The sequence below is a fragment of the Arundinibacter roseus genome, from assembly GCF_004348825.1.
Lineage (GTDB): Bacteria > Bacteroidota > Bacteroidia > Cytophagales > Spirosomataceae > Arundinibacter > Arundinibacter roseus.
Window position 1 is genome coordinate 1 of record NZ_SMJU01000027.1, and the last position, 22,406, is coordinate 22,406.

Genomic DNA, 22,406 nt, shown 5'->3' on the forward strand with positions numbered 1-22,406 from the left:
CAACTTAATATATCTTTCCTTATTAAGTCCGGTTGCAGAACGCCATTGACGCTCATTTTTTAGATCATTTATCGATATTTTCATGTGCCAAATTTAAGACTATTTTTCCATTGCAACAAGTCTAATAATTCTACAACGCTTCTTGGTGTATAGAACTGTCCACCTTTCTTGCCTTCTGCAAGCGCAAACTCGCCCAGGAAATATTCAAAAACGTGGCCTAAAACATCGGCACTTCTTGCTTTGGCACTTCCTAAGGCAATGTTTCCCACCAGGTCAATAAGTTCTCCCAAACTTGTTGGGTCCAGATTTTGACGGGCAAATACTTTGGGTAATACTCCTTTAAGAGAAGCGTTTTCTTTTTCCAGGGAATCCATTGCATCGTCTACAAACTTCCCGATTTCGGGTTGTTTCGCTTTCGATTGCAGATAATTCCATCGGGCATCCTGCGGAACAAAGAATACATTTTCTGCTTTGTATTCGTCTTTGTCTTCGGGGTCTGCTCCCTGCTCTACCTCTACAAGTAGCTGTTGGTATTTTTCCTCAAACGCATCAGAGATATATTTGAGGAAGATCAAACCCAAAACGATGTGTTTGTATTCAGCCGCATCAATATTTTTACGGAGCTTGTCCGCTGTTTTCCAGAGTTGTTTTTCTAAGGGTTCTTCTGTGGTAGATTTTTGTTTAGCCATTAACTATTGGGGATTATTTCTGAGTGGTAAATGTAAATGGGAAGTTCTGAAAGTCAAAAGTTGTAGGGTGCCCGGGTGGGACACAAACAATGACGTAAAGTAGTGAATTATTAATTTCCCTGAAAGTTTACAGGATGTATACACCGGGATTTTTTGTAGAAGAAATTACACAAGAAAAAAGCCTGACAATCGATTGATTATCAGGCTTTTATTGTTGGCGGTCCGGACGGGACTCGAACCCGCGACCCCCTGCGTGACAGGCAGGTATTCTAACCAACTGAACTACCGAACCATTACTTTTTTACTTGTTTTCGCTGTCGTTTCAGCTAAACCGTGGCACAAAAGTAGGTGGTCAGATTGTACTACGCAAGCCCTGCCCACAAAATAATTTTCGGATTTCTGATATAATTCTGAGTATCAAGCCTCTTTTGTCTAAAAAAATTTTTATTTTTTTTTCAATGGCTTCATTTTACCCCAAAAAAGCATCGAATTTGATCAATAACAATCCTTCGCTGTCCCCGGAAGTTCAACTTCTATGGTACTATGTTGGATTGATAAATGTTCGAGTTCGTGTTTGATACTTTCTTTTACAGAAAAAAAATCACTCAACCCGAACGGTTCCCGTAGGGTGATATGCACTGTAAGGGCGTTTTGCGTAGTGCTCATTGCCCATACATGCAGATGACTGACCTCCTGTACCAGCTCAAACTGCCGAATTGTAGATTCAATTTCTTCCAGGTCTATTCCGTTGGGGACCCCATCGAGTGTCAGAATCAGGCTGTCGCGCAGCAGGCTCCACGTACTTATCACTACTACCACTACAATCAGAAGACTCACCACAACATCGAGCCAATACCAGCCCGTATAGTATATCAAAATTCCGGCTAGCACTACACCCATCGACACGAGTGCGTCGGCGGCCATGTGCAGATAAGCCCCTTTTACGTTCAAATCATTTTTCCGGTCTTTAAAAAAAAGCCAGGCCGTAAACGTATTGATCACGATGCCGACTCCGGCCACTAGCGCTACGCCTTCACCATTAACGTTCCTGGGGGTTTGGAGACGATGCACACTTTCCCAGGCAATAATTGCCATTGCTGCCAATAAAACGACTGCATTTACCAGCGATACCAAAATTGTAGTTTTTCGATAGCCGTAGGTAAATGTGGTCGTTGCGGGCAATTTCGCAAGCCTAAACGCAATCATCGCCAGTATGAGGCTCACCACATCGCTCAAATTATGGCCCGCATCCGAGTACAACGCCAGCGAATCATAGTAGTAACCCGCTCCCGCCTCGACCAATACAAACCCCAGATTTAAGCCGATTCCGAGCACAAAAGCCCGATTCAGATTTGTTTCCAGGGGAGCATGATGATGGTGGTGATGATGATGCGCGTGTTCCATACTTTACAGATTTAGCAACGCATAGCCTTTTAACTGATAAGTGGTCGTAGCAATGAGGGCCGCTTCTGTAACTTTGATGTGCTTATTTTTAGGCGTATCCGTAAAACCCCGCATCCGAAGCGACTGCCCGCAAATGTAAAAGTCAACGCCTTTTTCGGCCAACTCGTTGATGAGAGCCGTATTTGGGTTTGATACACCAAATTGCTTTTTGTAAGCTTCGTCGTCAAGAATAAGCGGCGTTCCTTTGAAATGAACAACCACCACCATTTTGATCTTGTCCGCAGAAATGCCAGCGTCAGAATAAGCGTTAAAAAGACGTGCCACCCGATCCAGCCCCGGATTCAGCTCTTCGGGTTTTTCGGGGCCGACCATCAGATCTCCCACAATTTTGTAGGCAATTTTAGGGTCTGCTACGGGTACCGCCTCGGGCACTGCAAATACGCTTCCTCCCGCTTTGATGACAGGATTTGATTTAGTTTGTGCAACCAAAGAAGTTTGTGAAAGCAAAAAAACGCTAAAAACAATGGCAGGTAAATTCTTGATTTTCATACGAGTCTTTTTATAAATAGTTTTGTTTAAAAGTTGGACTAATCTTTTAGAAATGTAAGGCAAATTTTTCATGAAACGTATGGTTTATTCGGTCTTCAAGTAATTTTCCCAAATCTTCCTCTTTTTAGTCTACTATTTTTCCAACACTTTATAATTTACCCGCATGCCAGCTGCCTTTACCCCCGAAGCCTTTCGCGACGAGCTCAAACGAATCCTGACGTATTGGAAAATGTATAGCCCTGATCCGGCCACGGGTGGTTTTCATGGGCGTGTTACCTTTGCCAATAGCCCGGTCAAAGACGCTCCCCGCTCCGTGGTGGTAAATGGCCGCATCCTGTGGACGTTCGCTATGGCGCACCGGCTTTTTCCAAATGAAGGCTATAAAGATACTGCTGATCAGGCTTATGCATATTTAAGTTCTCATTTTTTTGATGAGAAAAACGGCGGAGTTTACTGGTCAATTACAGCTGATGGCAAACCCCTCCAAACCACCAAACAGATGTACGGGCAGGCTTTTGCCTTGTACGGTATCAGTGAATATTACCGGATTTCTAATTCCAAAAAAGCGTTGGAACTCGCCAAAGAACTATTCAATTACATTGAGAAACATGCGTTTGATCCCGAAAAAGGCGGATATCTGGAAGCCGTCGGTCGTGAAGGACAGCCGATTGATGACTACATTTTAAGCAAAGCGCCCTACATCAAAAGCATGAATACGCACCTGCATTTGATTGAAGCCTACACCAATTTGTATATTATTTGGCCGGACGCATTACTCAAACAACGCATCAAGAGCATAATGGCGGTTATTTTGGGAAATATTGTAGATTCGGAATCCCACCGGATGAAGCTCTTTTTTACGGATGACTGGACACCCAAAGACCATATCATTTCGTACGGACACGACATTGAAGCCTCGTGGCTTTTGTACGAAACCGCTGAGGTGTTGAAAGATGAAGATATGCTGGAATGGGTGGCCGAACGCTCTCTGCTCATGGCCGAAGCCGCTACCACCGGGCTTGGCCCCGACGGTGCTTTGCACTACGAATTTGACCCCGCCACGCAGCATACGCAAACCGACCGCAGTTGGTGGGTGATTGCCGAGCAAATGGTTGGATTTTATCATGCGTGGGAGCTCAGTCAGGAGGATAAGTATTTAAAAATGGCCCAAAATACCTGGACCTACATTCATGAAAAATTTGCCGATCATGAGCGGGGTGAATGGTACAGCACGGTAAAAGCAGACGGTACTCAGGTTCAATCCGATAAAATTCATTTCTGGAAAGGCCCCTACCACAACGCCCGGGCCTGTGCCGAAATGTGGCGACGGTTGCAAAAACGCTAAATTTAGGTTACATTTTTTATACCTGGAAAAATAAAAAGCTCGTGATTTCTGCCGGTAGTTGGCAGTCTATCACGAGCTTTCTAAAAAATAAGGTCACGAAGTACCTAATCTACCGAGCACCGGGAGGACATTTTTCTTTTAGAAAATTAGTAAACAATGTCGCCAAATGCCGCGAAGTTCCTTCCCCTTCGTAGATCCCGTGCGAACGGTTGGGATAGGGCATGAACTGGAACTGACGGTTGTGCTTAATCAATTCATTTACAAGCATTTCAGCATTTTGATAGTGCACATTATCATCGCCCGTTCCGTGAATGTAGAGTAGATTTCCCCGAAGATTTTTGGCATGTGTTACCGGCGAACCGTTCACAAAATCTTCTCGATTTTCCTGAGGTAATCCCATGTACCGCTCCTGATAAATATTATCGTACGTCAACTGATTGCCGACGGCTGCTACCGAAATTCCGGTTTGGAACAAGTCAGGATATTTGAACAACAGGTTCAGCGTAGACGATCCGCCGCCGCTCCATCCGTGCACCGCTACGCGGCTAGTGTCTATAAACGGAAATTTCTCAAACATTGCCTTAGCGCCCATCGCCAAATCACGAATGTTGATAGTGCCAATGTTTCTGTAAATCGCTTTTCGCCAGGCACTTCCTTTGGGCGAAGGCGTTCCGCGGTTGTCAACAGATGCGTAGATATAGCCATCTTTGGCCATGTCGCCAAGATACAGCCGATTGCGACCGGTTCCAAACCGGTCGGTGACGGTACTTCCAGCGGGCTCACCATACACAGTAAATACAATGGGATACTTTTTTGCAGGATTAAAATTTGCCGGCTTTACCAGCCACGCATCCGACACGATGCCGTCTTCGGTAGTTACAGTAAAGAACTCAATATCCAAACTCGCGCGTTGTGGCCCGGCAAGTGCTTTTTTTACCCCTGCATTTGGATCAATTGACTCGTGCGTAGCCACCGAAATCCATTCCTGAACGGGATACGTTTTGGCATTGGAAAACGAATGCTTGCCAAATTGTCCGGTAGGCGAAAGCTCGTAGTTGTGCGTTCCAACCTGCTCCGCCGGACTCAGTCTTTCGGCTTTGCCTTTTCCATCCAGCGTCGTGCGGTACAAGTAGGCCTGCGTGGCGTTGTCGGGTGATGCCATGAAATAGAACGCATTATTTTTTTCATCAATCAGCACCGGACTAATCACATCGTAATTTCCAGCGGTCAGGAGGGTTTCTTTTTTACCATCACGCTGCACGCGCCAGGCATGTCGCCAGCCATCTTTTTCACTAATCCAGATAAATTCTTTTCCATTATTGACCCAATCCCAGCCGCCGGGGCCGTCAGACCAGCGACTTTTGATGTCGATCCAGGCTTTGTCAGTTTCTGAGTAAAATGGCGTTGCTTTGCCCGTTTTGGTTGAAATGTACATCAGCGTACTTTCGTTTTGCTTGCGGTTCAATTGCTGAATCACCAGTTCGTCGGCATTGCCTGCGTACTCCATGCGAGGAACGTAGGTATTTTGCGGATCGCCCGGAATCGACATCCAGCGGGTTTTGGCGGTGGCCAGGTCCACTACACCGATCTTGTAAGGAGATGGAGTTTCGCCAACCTTCGGATATTCAACCGGCACATTGTAAGCATAAATTGAATCCGTGGTATTGATCATCAGAAAGTTACGAATCTTGCGGGCGTCCAGTTGCCAGTAGGCAACAGCGCGGCTATCGGGGCTCCACCGAAAACCATCGCGGCAGTCAAACTCTTCTTCGTAGGCCCAGTCAAACGTTCCGTTGATTACGCGATCGGTGCCGTCGGTGGTCAGCGCTTTGGTTTCGCCCGTTTTCAAATCATCCACATACACATTGTGTTCACTCACGTAGGCGACTTTCTGACCATCCGGAGAAAATTTCGCAAACATCATCGAAGACTCCGGGCGACTTTTACCCAGTTGTTTTAATGAATTATCTGAAAGATCCAGAAGCCAATAATCTCCACGGGTATCGTAGCGCCATACCCGCTTTGAATTAGTATAAATCAATACTTTATTTCCCTGTGGAGAAAAAGTGTAACTTCTGATTTTTAGTGGTGTAGAGGTCCCTTTTGGCGTAAGCTGCGCAGCCGATACGAGGGTTTTGGTCGTCCTTTCCGGAAGTTTTACTTCTACAATAGTTCCGTTATCTTCATCACGATAGCTACTTCCGTCGGGAAGCCATTGAAAGGTATCGGGGATTTGGGCCATTGCCGAAAACCCAACCCAAAGAAAAAAAACGGCAGTCAATAAATGTTTCATGTAAATACTAATTAATTGATTTATAGTTTGTTGTCAAATTAAATACACATTATTCCACGACCTCGTACACCAGCACGGGGTTTGCTTTATTTTTCAATTCCACCGTACCGACTTCCCTGCACATAAACGACTCTTTGACCAGTTCATGCGCTTTTTCACTAATAATAATTTGTCCCGGCTTTGCAATCGACTGAAATCGCTGGGCTACATTTACAGTGTCGCCAATAACCGTATAGTCCAGCCGTCGAAGGGTTGTGGAGCCGATATTTCCACAAATCATTTCTCCTGAATTAATGCCAATCGCAACTTTTGGATGAAATTTCAAATCCGATGTTAAGTCTTCTTCAATGGCATTGATCTTGGCCCGAACCGCCAAACAGGCCTCAATCGCCCGATCCAGGTGATATTCATTGCGAAAAACAGCCATGATGGCATCGCCCATAAATTTGTCGACGTAGCCGCCCTGATTGATGATTTCCCCTACCATTACATCAAAATAATGATTGATGATACGGACGACCACATCAGGTTTTACTTTTTCAGAAATGGCCGTAAAGCCACAAATATCCATAAACACAACCGTCGCCTCAATCGTCTCATTAGCCGCAAGACCATTTTCAAACTCGCTACCAGTCATAAATTGCAGCACGTTGGCGTCTACGTACATGCGTAAAATGGTATTTTCCTTAATGGCTTCCAGCGTTTTTTTGAGTTGCTGAATATGTTGAATTGTTTTCTCGATAGTTACCCCCAAATCTGTAAAATCGACCGGCTTGCACACAAAATCAAAAGCACCGCGATTCATGGCTGTTCTGATTTTATCCATGTCACTATATGCCGACACAATTACGGCTTTGATCATGGGACTAAACTCGTTGAGTTTGATCAAAAGGGTCAAGCCATCCATTTTGGGCATATTGATGTCGCTCAAAACCAGATCAATTTCCGGATTCTCTTTCAGCTTTTCGAGTGCGTCTTCGCCATTGACCGCAAACACAAACTCGTATTTCTGCTCCCGAATCTGCCTTCTGAATTTTTGTTTAATCAGCGACTGCAAATCCGTTTCGTCATCAACAACAAGTATTTTGGTAGTCATAATTGGCTAAGTTTTTCTTTTAATAGCGTGAAATCCAAAGGCTTGGTCAGAAAATCGTCGGCACCACCCGAAATAGCCTGATTGTAGTAGTCATTGTCATTGTAGGCCGTAATAATCATGACCCGGGGATTGGGCGAAGCGTGCGTCCGCCGTATATGTTTCAGCAGGTCGATCCCGCTCATGCCCGGCATGTTGATGTCAGACAAAATCAGCACCACTTCGGAGGCATGTTCTTCCATATATTTCAGGGCTTCTTCTCCCGAAAACGCAAACGAAAAAGACAGTTCTCCCTTCCGTATTTCACGGCGAAACCGTTGTTCAAACAGCGGCTGCACATCGGTTTCGTCATCTACTACAAGTATTTTTACATGATCCATAGCGTTGATTTTTTAATTGATTAGGGGAATTTGAACACAGAATTCAGTAAAGGAATTCTTTTCACTCGTGACAGTCAGGGTACCATTGTGTCCTTTGTGGATAATATCATAGCTCAGCGAAAGCCCCAGACCAGTACCCTGCCCGGTGGGTTTTGTGGTAAAAAAAGGTTGAAAAATTTTCTCTTTAACTGCGTCGGGAATGCCCGTGCCATTATCCCGGATTTTTATTAACAGAAAATTCTCTTCCTGCGATGTACTCAACCAAACGGTCGGTTGAAAATTTTCTCCTTCCTCCCGTTTACGTTCCATAACGGCGTAGAACGCATTATTGAAAATATTGAGCAGCACCCGGCCAAAATCCTGCGGCATAACCTGCCCCATCAACGGATCCGTCTGAAAGTTTTTTTCAAGCGCCGCATTAAACGATTTATCCTTTGCCCGAAGGCCATGGTACGCCAGCCGCATGTATTCATCGGCCAGGGCATTGATGTCTACCAACTGTTTTTCGCCGCTTCCAGACCTGGAATGCAACAGCATACCTTTTACAATCGAATCCGCTCGTTTGCCGTGATACACCATTTTTTGCATGTTGTCGGCCAGGTCAGTCAGGATTTCCTCGATCAGTTCCAGGTCAGGCGACTCTTTCTCCTGTTCTTCTTTTAATTCTTCGATCAATTCGGTATTGACTTCGGCAAAGTTGTTGACAAAATTAAGCGGATTCTGAATTTCGTGGGCGATTCCTGCGGTAAGCTCCCCCAACGAAGCCATTTTTTCAGACTGAATCAACTGAACCTGAGTAGCCTGCAAATGCTGCAGCGTAGTTTCAAGCTCTTCCTTTTGTTGCAGTATTTCGCGGGTACGTTCGCCGACTACAAGTTCGAGTTCTGCTTTTTGAGCCGCTATGAGTTGATTTTGCTTTTCCTCTTCGAGTCGTTGCAACCGCTCGGCAGCCAGTTGTTTTTGTTGTTTACGATTTTGGTACCAAATCGCAATGACCCAAATGAACGCAATCGAACTGAAAGAATCCAGATAAGAATCGTACTTCGAATAAAATGTCGGAAGAGCTACTGAAACAACATCAAGAAATATGGCAATGACGATTGGGGCGTAAAAAGACTGAAAATAAGATTTCCCCGATTTGAATTTTTCATCGTGATTCAGGTACCAAAAGAACGCAACAATCAGGACATGCCAGAGCCACATCCCGCCAGTCTGATCGTCGAACGATGTGACCATTGAAATACAGAAATAAACAATTGCTGCTATTCGAAGAAAATTCAGCCGTTTATCTGTTTCAGGATCTTCTGTTTTTGTGTGGAGCGTATCCCGAAGATATTGTGTAGAAAAAAGAATAATGAGAAAATAGACCAGTTCCATGGCTTTAAATTTATCAGGATGCAGAACGAAACGATTCCAGCTTTTCTCCGCAAAGTTCTAAGTTCTCAGGTTTTTGCCGGAAAAAGTTTCAATATAATTAATTCAGGAAGATTTCGTGGAGTCATAGGCACAAAGCTGCCAAATTGAACAATACAAAAGCCCCCCAGCCCCGAAGGGGCGAAATCTGCCAGCACAGGGTGCAGTGAAATGAAAGAAATGAAAAATGAAAACCAACCCAACCCCAAAGGGGCGAAATCCACTATTACAGGGTGCAGCCCTGTGAAATGTGAAATGTAAAATGTAAAATGAAAGAAATGAAAAATGAAAACCAACCCCAGCCCCGAAGGGGCGAAATCTGCCAGCACAGGGTGCAGCCCTGTGAACTCAAAACGGAAGAGCCAATTGTTTGCCTTCATACGGTTGCGAGTCTTCCAGATTAGACAACGATACACCCAAGAGACGTACCGGTTTTGCCAGCGGGAAATTCTCTTCCAGAAGTTCAAAAACCATTTGCTCAAACATCGCCCGGTTCCGAATCGGCAAAAGCGCTGAACGGCTCCGGGTCATGATCTGAAAATCATTGAGTTTAATTTTTACCGTCACGGTTCGGCCATAAACAGATGTGCGGTGACACCACCGCCACAGGTCGTCGATGAGCGGCAACAATCCTGCCTGCATTTCGGCCAGCGTATCCAGGTCAGCAATAAAGGTATTTTCCGAACCCACCGATTTCCTGATGCGATCGGGCTCCACGGGGCGGTCGTCCTGCGCCTGAGCAATTCGGAAATAGTGCCCGCCGGCTTTTCCAAAATGCTGCCGCAGAAACGCCTCCGTCTGTTGACGCAAATCCAGGCCGGTACGGATACCCAACTCGTGCATACGCAGAGCCGTAACTCGCCCTACGCCATGAAACTTCTCGACGGGAAGCTGCGCAACAAAGGCCGCACCCTCCTCGGGTTTAATTACAAAAATCCCGTCAGGTTTGCGATAATCAGACGCCAGTTTTGCCAAAAATTTATTATACGAAACCCCCGCCGAAGCAGTAAGGTTGGTTTGCTCCCGAATCTTCTGTTTTATTTCCAGCGCCAGTTTTGTAGCAGACACAATTCCGGGTATATTTTCGGTAACATCCAAATAGGCCTCATCGAGCGACAGCGGTTCAATCAGCGGTGTATATTCTGCAAAAATATTTCTGATCTGAGAAGAAACCTGCTTATAAACTTCAAATCGGGGTTTTGTAAAAATAAGTTGCGGACATTTTTGTTTGGCGATTCGGGAAGACATCGCCGAGCGCACCCCAAACGTACGGGCTTCGTAGCTTGCAGCTGCCACTACCCCACGCTCACCACTCCCGCCCACGGCGACGGGTTTTCCACGCAGTTCCGGAAAATCACGCTGCTCAACAGACGCAAAGAAAGCGTCCATATCGATGTGTATTATCTTTCGCAAAGGGTTGTTTATAAAATAAGACTAGTACTCGTTGATATTTTTTCTGGTAAGAAAAACGTCAGCTCATGAAATTTCTACCTGCACCTGTGAGGCATCCCGGATGAAGGCCTCTCGCCCACCAAACCACCGATGCACAATATCCCGTTCTACAAACGTATGACGATCACTCTTCAAAGAATGCAGAGACGAATAGGGCCAAAATGTGTCCGGTTGAATCTGTAAATGGTAGGCTGGAAACAAATGCAACAGATGAACGAACTGCGCCGCAAGAACTGCATCGGCAATTTCTTCACAGCGCCATTCGGCAGTTAGACGTTCGGCAGCAGAAACATATTCATGTGCAGGAATTGATTTTTCATAATTTTCCACGAACGCATCCAGCTGATTTTCGAGATAATTGCAGCAGGACTCTTCCAACAGATCCGGGGCTTCACCCGTTTTTTCAAGATGCCGATTGAGCGCGGCAATGTCCCGAAACTGAATCAAAAGATGAAAAGAATCCGGTAACAGGCAGTACGCAAAGGTGCGCGCGATAGGTTGGACCTGTCGGCAGTACAAAAACAGGAAGTGAATATAATCGTCGTGCTCACGAAACAAAACGGCATTTTCGGCTACACGCCTGGAAATGTGGTAGTAGGCCTGCGGTTGGAAGGTGTACTTTTTCATGTAGTTTTCTGCTAATAGATTGATGGCTAATCAGATATATAGACAGAGGAGGTGGCCGCAGGAATGAGGAGAGAAAACACAGAATTATTGCGCCATTCAGCGCGGAAATTCAGTATCAAAATATCCGGCAAATCGCCAGATTTCACGGATATCGGTTCGTAACACCGGATAGGGTGCATAGCGTTCATTCAGCGATTTCAGCACCAGAATATCTTTTTCTTCCAGATAATTAAACACTTTTTTTAACACAACCCCCTCATCCTGAGTCACTACAAGGCAGATCGTTCCACTCTTAATGCTGTGCCAGTTTTCGACAAATTCGCCCATCACTGTACATCCTTCACGCAGAGGCGGCATAGAATCACCTTCGTAAGGGAAAGCCCGGTATTTTCGATCTTTGGACAAAAAAGGAAGCTGAAAAGCCGGTAAATCGCTAATAAAGGCCACATCGCCGTAGCCTTGTGCATAGCCCCCTAACGCCCGTACGGGTACGTACTCAATGTTTTCTTTATTTTCCGAATCAACCGTCGTAACCAACACCCGTAAATTATCTTCCTTAATCCACGGCTTTGCCTGCATTTGCGCAAGGTTGCGTGTCAGCAAATCATCGGTAGTAACATTGAAAAATGTCGCAATCCGAAGCATATCCTCAAAGGAAGGATTAGCCCGGCCCGACTCCCAGGCTGCCCAGGTAGATTTTTTCATACCCAGCAAATCGGCTACCTTTTGCTGCGAAGGTCGCGATTCGTGCGTAGCGCGGAGAAAAACCAGGTTTTGAGTAAAAAAGATAGACATGCCTGTTATAATCAATTTATTTATGTAAAAATAATACTCAAAAAATAAATTTAATAACAAATGATTCAAAAAATGTAGTTTTTTTACCTACAAAAAATAAAATGCCCGAGTTTTTCAACTCAGGCATTTACCAATTTTCAGCATGTGTACGTAGTAAGATCCTAGGGTGGATATACGGACTTAATTCAGTGTGAGTATAGTTATTGTTTAGATATTTTGGTTACTATTTTAGGTTTTAAAGATTAGTTATAAATTTGATTTTGGTACGGTCAGGAATCTCCAAGTTCCTGATCAATAGCTGCGATTAAATCTTTAATTTCCTTTTCTGCGGTTGACCAGCGCTCGTTGGTCATTGGCTTTTGGAGTTCCAGCAAATTTGCCTGCAACAGGTCGCGTTCACGTACCAGCTTTTGCCGTTTTTCTACCCATTTCTGCCGATTCGCCTGATCCGGATCCGTTACTTTTTTGTCTAGATCACTAATCCGCGCATTCAGATTTTTCTGACGACTTTGCAACTGCGTCAGGTAGTCTTTTTTGGCTTTTTCCAAATCCTGAGCAGTCTTCGTCAAATCCTGTTTTAACTCACCCAAATCAGTTTCACCTTTCGCAGTATCTAATTTCGCATAGGCTTCATCAGCTTCTTCCATGGCTTCGGCCTGTACATCTGCGAGTTCTTTTCGTTCCCGATTTTCTTTCGATTCGCAGCTACTCAACAACCAACCTGAGGTAAGCCAACCGGTGGTGATAAGGGCATAAAGTCCGGTGATGATGACTACTTTTTTCATGATGTGTTTGTTTCAATTCAAAATTCATGTAAAAACATTTATGTACACTAAAAAGCAGTGCCAGGTAGTATACCCCTCATTTATAGAAAACTATGGGGATGGATTTCCTCAAAATTGGTAGCCGAGAAGACAACTGTCTGATTTGCAACGGCCATTGGTTCTGTGTACATTTATCCCTCCATTTACCAGGAAACACTACAAATAACACTACAACTATGGAAGAGAATCAGATTCCGGCTGCCGGCGATATGGGTTCAAAAGCAGATCAATTAAAGAAAGCCGCTTTGGATAAAACCGAAGAAGCCCGCGAGGCTGTGGGCGCTATGGCCAACCAAGCCGCCGAAAAAATAGATGAACTGCGAGAAGAAGCCACTGAAAAAGTAGGTGAAGCGAAAGCAAAAATTGACGAATTATCGGCCAAAGCATCCGAAGAAATGAGTGAATTGAAAGCCGAAGCGACCGAAAAAATGGCCGAAGCCAAAGCCAAGGTACAGGAATTGACCGCAGAGGCCGCCGAAGAATTCGAGGATTTCAAGGAAGATGCCGCCGAAAAAGTAGCCGAAGTAAAGGCAAAAGCTTCCGTAATTGCCGCCAAAGCTGCCGAAGAAATTGACGAGCTGAAAGAAGAAGCCGCTGAAAAAATGGCCGAAGCCAAAGCAAAAGCCTCGGTAATTGCAGCCAAAGCTTCCGAAGAACTCACCGACCTGAAAGCTGATGCCGCCGAAGCAGTGGAAGAAGTTTCTAAAAAAGCTAAAGGATTTTGGGCAAGGTTATTTGGTAAATAAATAGTGTAGGAGCCGGAGGAATTGCCCCGGAGCAATTAAAACCAATTGTTCGTCGGAGAGTCAGGCAACTGGCTCTCCGAACTTTTTTGAGCTTAAATCAAAATCCACAAATCAAATCGTCGATACAACTATGGAAGAAGGATTTGTAAGAACATCCACAGATCAGGCCGTCAGCACCATTGAGTTTTTTCATCCCGCCGGCAATTCTCTGCCATTAGTGTTGCTTCAACAGCTGGCAACGGCCATACAGAAGGCGGGTCAGGCACCCGCAACCGCGGTAATCATCCTCAAATCTTCCGGAGAACGCACCTTTTGTGGCGGTGCTTCATTGGCCGAACTTCTACGCGTAGAAACGTTGGAAGAAGGCAAAATCTTTTTTTCAGGCTTCGCTCAGGTAATTAACGCGATGCGTACCTGTCCAAAGTTTGTGATTGCTCGCGTGCAGGGAAAAGCCGTCGGTGGAGGTGTTGGATTGCTCGCAGCTACTGACTACTGCCTTGCTACACAGCAGGCAGCCGTCAAACTCAGTGAACTTAGCATTGGCCTCGGCCCTTTTGTGATTGAGCCCGCGGTTTCCCGCCGCATCGGCAAAGCTGCCTGTACGCATCTGACAATTAACGCCTCTGAGTTTGAGTCTGCGATTTGGGCGTGGCGGTGCGGCCTGTATGATGACGTCTACGAAACGATTATGGAGCTGGATCAGGCAGTACATGAGCTCGCTCAAAAACTCGCAACGTATGATCCCAATGCTATGCGTTTGATGAAAGAGGTACTTTGGCAGGATGCCGGTCACTGGGACGAACTTCTGTCAGAACGGGCAGTTATAAGTGGTACGCTCGCCCTTTCCGAGCCATGTAAAAAAGCATTGGCTGCCTTTCGCAAACCCTCAGAGTAAAATCCGCCGTCAGCGCTCTTTGATTATACAACACCGTATTCCAAAGATTCTCTAACGCATGAAAAAGCTCCCGATTCTCTTGTTCTTTGCCCTTTTTGCCGGAACTACTCTGGCACAAAAGCCCGGTAAATGGAAAAATTTATTTGACGGAAAAACTACGAAAGGCTGGCATTCCTACCATCAAACTGACGTAAAAGGCTGGATGGTCATGAGCGGTGCCCTGATGACTCACGGCGGCAATGGCGACCTCATCACCAATGAGGACTACGAAGATTTTGAGTTCGAATTTGAATTTAAGATTCCGGCCAAAAGTAATAGCGGGGTAATCTACAAAGTGATTGAAGACCCAAAAAACGCCACCTATTATTCAGGACCCGAATATCAGATTATAGACGACGAAGGCTACCCGCCATTTAATGATGGCGGAAAAATGGTTCGTATCAATGATAAACAAAAAACTGCCGCAAACTACGACATGCAGGCCCCCAACCAATGGGTTGCCAAGCCCGCCGGGGAGTGGAACAAAGGACGCATTCTGATTAAAAATAACCATATCGAACATTGGCTCAATGGCGTCAAAGTTGTGGAATACGATTACGGCTCCGATGCCTGGAAAGCTCAACTCGCTCAAAGCAAATTCACAAAATGGCCCTACGCTACGCCTCATACCAAAGGTAAAATTGCCTTGCAGGATCACGGTGACGAAGTGTGGTTTCGGAACATGCGAATCCGACCGCTGTGAGTTTTGGTCATTTTCAGTTAAAAATTCATCTTTCTCCTGAACCTCTTTTTTGTATGAAAACCTCACTTTTGATTTGTCTGCTGGGTATAGCGGGCGTTTTTACGCTATCAATGCCAGTTTCAGTCCATGCAGCTAGTATTGCTCAAAAGGAAGATCTGAGTCAGCAAATGTCCAAAGCCGCACGTGGTTTTCTGCAAACCTTAACCGCTGATCAAAAAGCGGAGGTGGTCCACTCACTATCGGACAGCCTTCGGTTTGACTGGCACTTTGTGCCGCGTGACCGTGCCGGACTGAACCTCAAACGCATGACACAGCCGCAGCGTAAAGCAGCCATGAAAATGATAGAGGTGGTCATGAGCGATCAGGGTTTTCAGCAAGTTGAACAAATCATTGACCTCGAACACGTACTGCGCGTGCTGGAAAGTCGCCCGCCAAATGACACCCGCCGGGACCCTGAAAACTACGCCTTTCTGATTTTTGGTGATCCGGCTTCAAAAAATCCCTGGGGGTGGCGTGTGGAAGGTCACCATATTTCCCTGCATTTCACGATTATCGACGGACATGTTTCGTTCACTCCCGGATTTTTAGGGAGCAATCCCGGGCATGTGCTCATTGACGTACCGCAAAAAGGTGTGCGTGTGCAGGGCAAGGAAGAAGACCTTGGTTTCCAGCTGCTTGCCTCATTTACAGAGGATCAAAAGAAGAAGATTGTATTAGGAGCAAAATCTCCATATGAGATTTTTTCCCTCAACAAACGACAGGTAGAAGGCATGGACAAACTCGAAGGATTGGCCATGAAAGACATGACGCCACCACAGCAGGAACTCTTCAAACAACTCCTGACTCTCTACCTGAACCGCTACCATATTACGCTCAAAAATCAGCAAATGGCACAGCTGGAAAAGGCCGGACTAGGCAATCTTCACTTTGCATGGATCGGCAACACCACGCTGAAAATGGGCAAAAACGAAGGGCACTACTACCGCATTCAGGGACCTACTTTATTGATTGAGTTTGACAATACCCAAAACGACGCCAATCATATACACACAGTTGTGCGTGACCTGACCGACGATTTTGGCGAGGATTTATTAAAACTCCACTACGAAAAAGCGCATCAGCCAAAAAAGTAAAGGATGGACTTTATCATATTTAATTAAGAATTATTGAAAAATTATTATTCATTAGGTACTTGAACATAAGTATTTTTCAATAAATTAAAATTCAATTATTAACACAAATAATTGATTATCAGCGCAATAAAAAACTAATGGCTAAATATCTAAAAGCTAACAGCTAAATAGGAATAGATGTTTTATAGATTCGTGGCAGAATCAAACCGATTGTTAAAATGCCCGGAACATCCCAATTCACCGTCCCTTTCACACATCCTCTTACGCCTGCTGCATCCTTTAAAAAATCTGTCGCCTATTTTTCCATGGAATTTGCCGTGGATCAGGCACTAAAAATCTATTCGGGCGGCCTGGGTTTTTTGGCTGGCTCGCATATGAAAAGCGCTTTTGCCCTCAATCAAAACCTGATTGGCGTGGGCATGCTCTGGAAATATGGCTACTACGATCAGGATCGGAAGCAGGATAACTGCATGGAGGTCGAATTTCGTGAAAAAATCTACCATTTTCTGGTAGATACAAAAATACGGGTGAGCCTGGAAATAGCCGGAAAAACCGTATGGGTGGCGGCCTACTACCTTGCCCCGGAAATTTTCAATACAGCCCCCCTTTTTTTATTAACTACTGATATTGAGGGCAATGACTTTGAAACCCGCGATATTTCGTATACGCTCTATGATTCTGATGCTGCTACAAAAGTAGCTCAATGCATGGTGTTGGGCATCGGCGGTGCCAAGGTACTTGACGCTTTGGGCTATACTCCCAAAGTGTATCATTTCAATGAAGCTCACGCGCTTTCGGCGGCCTTTTACCTTTCTCAAAAAGGGTTAAACCGGGAACAATTAAAACAGCAACTGGTTTTTACAACGCATACTCCCGAAGAGGCGGGCAACGAAAAACACGATAGTCAATTTCTGTATCACCTTGGTTTCTTTGCGGGACTTTCACTGGATGAGGTTCGGTCGCTTACGGGCATTCAGGACAGCATTTTTAATCATACGTTGGCCGCTTTGCGGGTGAGCCGAAAAGCAAACGGTGTATCCCGGCTACACGGCGAGGTGTCGCGACTGATGTGGGGAAATTTTGAAGATATTTGTGAAATTACCCATATCACAAATGCCCAAAACAAAACATATTGGGCTGATTATCAATTAGAAGAAAGCAGAAAAAAGAACGATTACCCGGCAATTGCTTCCCGTAAAAAAGAATTAAAAAAAGTACTCTTCAAAACCGTGGCTGATCAATGCGGGAAACTCTTTGACCCCGAAATTCTGACGATTGTGTGGGCTCGGCGATTTGCCGGATATAAACGCGCCGATATGCTGACCTGGGATACCGAACGATTTGATAAACTCCTGCGCAATAGCCGCTACCCGATTCAGCTGATATGGGCCGGAAAACCCTATCCAAAAGATGAAACGGCCATTCAAACATTCAATAAACTTCATTATATCAGCCACTTACATAGCAACATGGCCGTGTTAACCGGCTACGAACTCGGACTTTCCAAGCTACTGAAAGACGGCTCGGATGTATGGCTAAACACGCCGGTCGTTACGCGCGAGGCTTCCGGCACAAGCGGTATGACCGCCGCCATGAATGCTTCCCTCAACTGCTCAACTTTTGACGGCTGGATATGCGAGTTTGCCCGTGCCAACGAAAATGCTTTTTTGATTCCGATTGCGCAGGGCAACAATGTCAATCAGGAGGATATGGAGCAATTGTTTGACTTGTTGGAAAATCAAATTTTACCTATGTACTACGACCAACCTGATGCCTGGGCGAAGATGGTTTTGACCAGCATGCATGAGGTAGGCGATTACTTCAATTCGGATCGAATGGCAACTGAATACTACGAAAAGCTTTACTGAGAAAGCCATAATTTGTCTAAGAAAGCGTTGGAATCAAACTTTACGATTCCGACGCTTTTTGTTGATTCAGGATTTAAAAAATGAATCGTAATGGGCGGAAGGCTCTAAAATTCCGCCGCTTTGTTCAAAAAACTCAGGCCCGGTTTCGTACACGCCTTTTTGGGTTTTGGTCCAGGAGGCGTTGGCCTTGGGATGGTAGCTCATGAGCGTATCCCAGTTTTTGAAATATTGATGTCCGTTGGTTTCCTGCAAACCTATATTCATCCCCGGAAAAGAGGGCAAACGAGCAGCTACTGCCTTGTTCCAGTCTACCAAAATAGGGCTAACGGTCAGGTCTGCACAAAAGCACGGAATCTTTTTCTCAAAAGCCAATTGTGTAATTTTCATGGTCATACTCAGGGTTTTGGCAATCGCTTTTACGGCAATGGCTCCGTAGCCTTGTTCGATACGCACCGCAGCATCTTCTACGGTATGCGCGCTTTCATCGGCAGCCACTATTACCCCCAAATCACCCACATAGGTTTCGTTTGATTCTTCAAAAGGCTCTTCAATAACAGCGATTTGATCAAACGCCCCGATTTTTTTGGCATGATCCAAAAACCGCATCAGCGTATCTTTGGATTCATAGCGGCCATTGGCGTCAAAGTAATAAGGAATTTTTCCTGAATCGGTATAGGGTGTTTCATAGTGTCCAATTGCCCGATGAACAGCAGTCAGGAAGGCGATATCTTTTTCGATCATTTCGGCCTGCCTTCCAGCCGACCCGGTTTTTAATTTCATGATAAAATAGCCTTCATCCGCAGCCTCCTTAATGCGCTCTGCGCTCGTGCCCACGCTAAATGATGGAATACTCGCCACCTTGGCATGTCGATGCGACAAACCGGGTCGGTACGCCGCCGGAATCATGTCATCCAGGCGCGAAAGGCCATTTTCGTGGGCGTAAAGCAGCCACGCTGCGTTGTCTACGCACACGAGCGCATTGAGCGCAAATGTTTTTCGGAGATATGGATTTCCGGTAATTTTCCGGCCATAGGCGAGCAGTTCCGGCAGCAGATCGTCTACAAGTTGCACCGGACTGGTAAAGGCATTCCCTTTCATCATTTGTAACGCTCGTTCACTCATGGCATACATCAGCGCATTACCCGCACTTTCGGAATGCGCCGCAAACACCGATGAATCCGACCAAAGAACACCCTGCGTGGCCAATCCCACTTTTCCGGCCCCCGAATCCGATTGCAGGTACGCCATTGTTTGCCAGCTTTCTGTAATGGCGCTGCCTTTGAAGCGATACGGATGCAGGGGCTCGCGCTCAAAATTGGAGCTAACCTTCTGAATACGAATCGATTTCTCAGATTTGGGTAAAGTATTTGGATTTAAAAAAGGATTTGCCGTCAGTCCAAGGGCCGTACATGCGGCTGATTTTTGCACAAATTCTCGACGATTCATACGGTTTTGGTTCAGGAATTTTTAGGTGATTTTTTACTCTAATTCTCCGGAAATTCATTCAGCGTATACCACGCTTCTGATGACCATAAAGTCTCTCCCGTCATGCTTTTCAGGGTTTCAGGAAGTCGAAAATATACAACCTGTTCTTTTTTCAAGCCAGCTATATCCAGCAAAAGTCGGGTGCCGTCTTTGGATAATTTCGCATTGGAAATTTCCAGATTCACTAAATCCAGTTTGGGACCACCATAGCGTGCAGTAGGTTCATATCTCCATTGTTGAATCTGAAAATCAGGAACTTGATCAAGAATAATTTGTGAAATTGGCTGGGTAAATTCAATTTCAAAACCCGTGGGTCGGATTCGGATAGCCAGCATTTCAAAAGTACTTTTTCCATTGTAGGTCAATTTTTGCAGCCCCGCCAGCCGCTCTTTCCAACTCCATCCGCCACCTTTCATTCCTACCTGACCTACATACAAGGAGCCATCAGGCCCCCAACGCAGGCGGTTGACACCTGCTTCGAATCCCTGCGAAAATCGAAAAACAGCGCCTTGATACGTTCCATTTATTTTTTCAAGAAAATCTCGTTTAATACCTCCGTGCGTGACATCGCCATGCAGCATTTGTCCTTTAAAAATACCTTCCCGCACCAGCACCGGCTCCGAAGGCGAATTTCCGATTTCGTCTTCGGGCAGCCACAGGGTGGGCGGCGTCATCCGTGGTCCGTTTTCCGGTCCATCCGGCAGGCCCCAGGCCATTCCGTGGTAGTCGCCCGGCCGCACGTGAATCAGCTTATTAGCCGGCAGCCACTGCCCCTGATTATCCAGCAAAAATAGCTCGTTGTCTACACCGAGTCCGATTCCATTCGGGGTGCGCAAGCCATAATTGATGGATGCATAGCTTCCATCCGGTGCTATTTTAATCGTTCTTCCACGGTCAGGCAGCTGTTTTTGGTCGGGCCGCAGGCGCATAGCCATCGAAAGCGTAGCATAGAAGTAGCCTGCTTTGTGTACCAAACCAAAAGAAAATTCATGAAAATCGGCGGTCACGCCCCAACTGTTGCAAATCGTGCGATACTCGTCAATAATTTCATCACCATCTTGATCGATAAGTTGTGTAAGTTCCTGTTTTTGAAGAACATATATTTTCCCATCGACTACTTCCAGCCCCAACGGTTCGGCCAGCCCCTGCGCAATTCGCTTCACTTTGGGAGACTTTCCGGGAACTTCCTCCACTATATATAGTCCGCCAACAACATCCCAAGTAGAAACCAACATTCGCCCATCGGGCAAAAACGCCATAGCACCAACTTTCGGCATAAATTCCGGTGTGTGCAGCGTTTGCAACGTATAGGAAGGGTGCACACCTTCGAGTGGAGCGCCATGTCCGGGTGATGCCTTTCTTTTTTGCGTGGTTGTAACCAGATTGGCCGGAGTTTTAGGCGTTGGTTTTTCCTTAGGTTTTAAGGAAAAAATATAGTCAATCATGCTTTCGAGTTCGCTTTCAGCCAAGTCAGGATGCGGATTCATGAGGCCATCGCCCCAGGCTCCGGCTCCTCCGCCTTGTACTTTGGCCACAAGCATTTTTCGATTTTCAGCCGTAGGTTCGTAGCGATTGGCAATTTGTAGAAATCCCGGCCCCACGGCCATTTCCTGCATTTCGTGACAGGTCAGGCAGTCGCTTCTTTCAATAATTTCCTGCCCTTTGTGCGCATATGATTTTTTTTCTTTGGGTGGAAATTGCACCGGAAGGGGCTTGAAAACAAGGTTCTTTTGGGTAGTAGCATTTGGTAAAAGTGGAAAAATTTCTGTTGGACTTTTAACAAAAACAGTCATCCCATCCGGAACCTGACGTGTGGTAAAAACACGCTCAAACACAGCCTGACTTTCTGAGGCTGATCGCCATTCGGGACGCTCAGAAATCTGAATAACTTTTCCTGACGGAATTTGAAGTTCATACAAAAGTGTCAGTTGGTTATTTTGAATCCGATATCCTTTGCTGCGCAAGGTATTCGGAATAATTTTTCCTTTTTGCCTGACTTCCCAACCCGAGGCTTCGGCACTATCTACCCAATAGGCTGTTCCCCAAGAGGTTGGCTGAACTTCCTTTTTACCTGTATACGGCGCTCCATCCATCGCAACACCGCCTTTCCAAACTTTGTACAACACTCCATTCGCTAGGTCATAAGCTGCCCACGCATCTGAATGAAGCGCCAGTGTGAGCATCCGTGGCTTCTGATCCAGTACAGAACGGGTGGCCCAGACTTCCTGCGGACGTTCTGCTGTTTGGCGCAGTGCCTGAGCAGTGGTCAGAGAATGGAAAAGGAAGCTATTTAGAAGCAGAAAAAGCCATTTCATGGAAAAGGTAAGCGGGTTCAGAAGTAGAGATTAACCGGAAATATCGCCTGCACAAAAGGGCGTGACGTACAGTTTATTAAACCCTGATTTTGGTAAATCTACTAAGGATACATGTAAAACATTTTCGCAGAATATTTAATGAAAAAAATTTCCAATTGAAATTTCTTCTTCAAACCAAATTTCATAAAAAAAGCCTCCCCAAATCGGAGAGGCCTTTATTTTCACATTTTCTGTCTGGTCCTGAAATAGCGATACACAAACTGTACAGCTATGCAAGAGCAACCTGAAACTAAGTATGTTAAGCGAACCCAAAAAGATTACTCAATGTCCTTTAAATTAGGGGTAGTCAAAGAGGTGG

19 protein-coding genes and 1 tRNA gene are annotated in these 22,406 nt (G+C 45.6%); 6 read left to right on the plus strand and 14 right to left on the minus strand.

The window, feature by feature from the left end; all coding sequences use genetic code 11:
• Positions 1-80 precede the first annotated feature (80 nt).
• The 4 genes from EZE20_RS23505 to EZE20_RS23520 all read right to left on the minus strand — a co-directional run bounded on the left by EZE20_RS23505 (position 81) and on the right by EZE20_RS23520 (position 2,642).
• Positions 81-689: a type I restriction-modification system subunit M N-terminal domain-containing protein gene (locus EZE20_RS23505; RefSeq protein ID WP_228713988.1), complete on the minus strand. Its 609-nt coding sequence runs from the start codon at positions 687-689 to the stop codon at positions 81-83.
• 215 nt (positions 690-904) lie between these two features.
• Positions 905-981, minus strand: a tRNA-Asp gene (locus EZE20_RS23510).
• A gap of 203 nt (positions 982-1,184) precedes the next feature.
• Entirely contained in the window at positions 1,185-2,093 is a 909-nt protein-coding gene (locus EZE20_RS23515; protein WP_132122413.1) for a cation diffusion facilitator family transporter, read from the minus strand.
• A gap of 3 nt (positions 2,094-2,096) precedes the next feature.
• Entirely contained in the window at positions 2,097-2,642 is a 546-nt protein-coding gene (locus EZE20_RS23520) for a DsrE family protein (protein ID WP_132122415.1), read from the minus strand.
• Positions 2,643-2,805: 163 nt separating this feature from the next.
• Here EZE20_RS23520 and EZE20_RS23525 point away from each other — a divergent pair, with 163 nt between their 5' ends.
• Entirely contained in the window at positions 2,806-3,987 is a 1,182-nt protein-coding gene (locus tag EZE20_RS23525; protein ID WP_132122417.1) for an AGE family epimerase/isomerase, read from the plus strand.
• Positions 3,988-4,096: 109 nt separating this feature from the next.
• On the opposite strand, the gene EZE20_RS23530 is transcribed toward EZE20_RS23525, so the two are convergent.
• From EZE20_RS23530 to EZE20_RS23565, 8 genes are all read right to left on the minus strand, one after another.
• A complete protein-coding gene (locus EZE20_RS23530; RefSeq protein WP_132122419.1) occupies positions 4,097-6,280 on the minus strand; it encodes a S9 family peptidase in 2,184 nt (727 codons plus the stop codon).
• Positions 6,281-6,329: 49 nt separating this feature from the next.
• Positions 6,330-7,376, minus strand: a complete 1,047-nt coding sequence (locus tag EZE20_RS23535) for an adenylate/guanylate cyclase domain-containing protein (protein WP_132122421.1) — start codon at positions 7,374-7,376, stop codon at positions 6,330-6,332.
• The gene (locus EZE20_RS23540; protein ID WP_132122423.1) at positions 7,373-7,753 is read right to left on the minus strand and encodes a response regulator; all 381 of its coding nucleotides are present in this window, start codon (positions 7,751-7,753) and stop codon (positions 7,373-7,375) included. Before EZE20_RS23540 ends, EZE20_RS23535 begins: the two co-directional genes overlap by 4 nt.
• A 12-nt stretch (positions 7,754-7,765) precedes the next feature.
• Complete coding sequence (locus EZE20_RS23545; protein WP_132122425.1) at positions 7,766-9,130, minus strand: sensor histidine kinase; 1,365 nt, start codon at positions 9,128-9,130, stop codon at positions 7,766-7,768.
• A gap of 384 nt (positions 9,131-9,514) precedes the next feature.
• Positions 9,515-10,579, minus strand: a complete 1,065-nt coding sequence (gene dinB / locus EZE20_RS23550; RefSeq protein WP_228713990.1) for a DNA polymerase IV — start codon at positions 10,577-10,579, stop codon at positions 9,515-9,517.
• A 63-nt stretch (positions 10,580-10,642) separates the two neighbouring features.
• Positions 10,643-11,245, minus strand: coding sequence for a hypothetical protein (locus EZE20_RS23555; protein ID WP_132122427.1), 603 nt, complete (start codon positions 11,243-11,245; stop codon positions 10,643-10,645).
• A gap of 96 nt (positions 11,246-11,341) precedes the next feature.
• On the minus strand, positions 11,342-12,040 hold the full coding sequence (locus EZE20_RS23560) for a helix-turn-helix domain-containing protein (protein ID WP_132122429.1): 699 nt from the start codon (positions 12,038-12,040) through the stop codon (positions 11,342-11,344).
• A gap of 269 nt (positions 12,041-12,309) precedes the next feature.
• Complete coding sequence (locus EZE20_RS23565; protein WP_132122431.1) at positions 12,310-12,825, minus strand: hypothetical protein; 516 nt, start codon at positions 12,823-12,825, stop codon at positions 12,310-12,312.
• 215 nt (positions 12,826-13,040) lie between these two features.
• On the opposite strand from EZE20_RS23565, the gene EZE20_RS23570 reads away from it, so the two are divergent.
• From EZE20_RS23570 to glgP, 5 genes are all read left to right on the plus strand, one after another.
• A complete protein-coding gene (locus tag EZE20_RS23570; protein WP_132122433.1) occupies positions 13,041-13,610 on the plus strand; it encodes a hypothetical protein in 570 nt (189 codons plus the stop codon).
• Positions 13,611-13,740: 130 nt separating this feature from the next.
• Positions 13,741-14,505, plus strand: coding sequence for an enoyl-CoA hydratase/isomerase family protein (locus EZE20_RS23575; protein ID WP_132122435.1), 765 nt, complete (start codon positions 13,741-13,743; stop codon positions 14,503-14,505).
• A gap of 58 nt (positions 14,506-14,563) precedes the next feature.
• Complete coding sequence (locus EZE20_RS23580) at positions 14,564-15,247, plus strand: 3-keto-disaccharide hydrolase (RefSeq protein ID WP_132122437.1); 684 nt, start codon at positions 14,564-14,566, stop codon at positions 15,245-15,247.
• 53 nt (positions 15,248-15,300) lie between these two features.
• The gene (locus tag EZE20_RS23585) at positions 15,301-16,380 is read left to right on the plus strand and encodes a DUF3500 domain-containing protein (RefSeq protein ID WP_165933571.1); all 1,080 of its coding nucleotides are present in this window, start codon (positions 15,301-15,303) and stop codon (positions 16,378-16,380) included.
• A 218-nt stretch (positions 16,381-16,598) separates the two neighbouring features.
• Positions 16,599-18,248, plus strand: coding sequence for an alpha-glucan family phosphorylase (gene glgP, locus EZE20_RS23590; protein ID WP_228713992.1), 1,650 nt, complete (start codon positions 16,599-16,601; stop codon positions 18,246-18,248).
• 66 nt (positions 18,249-18,314) lie between these two features.
• Here the strand turns inward: glgP and EZE20_RS23595 are convergent, their stop codons facing one another.
• Both EZE20_RS23595 and EZE20_RS23600 read right to left on the minus strand, forming a co-directional pair.
• The gene (locus EZE20_RS23595; protein WP_132122439.1) at positions 18,315-19,694 is read right to left on the minus strand and encodes a mandelate racemase/muconate lactonizing enzyme family protein; all 1,380 of its coding nucleotides are present in this window, start codon (positions 19,692-19,694) and stop codon (positions 18,315-18,317) included.
• A 38-nt stretch (positions 19,695-19,732) separates the two neighbouring features.
• The gene (locus EZE20_RS23600; protein ID WP_132122441.1) at positions 19,733-22,048 is read right to left on the minus strand and encodes a c-type cytochrome; all 2,316 of its coding nucleotides are present in this window, start codon (positions 22,046-22,048) and stop codon (positions 19,733-19,735) included.
• Positions 22,049-22,406 lie beyond the last annotated feature (358 nt).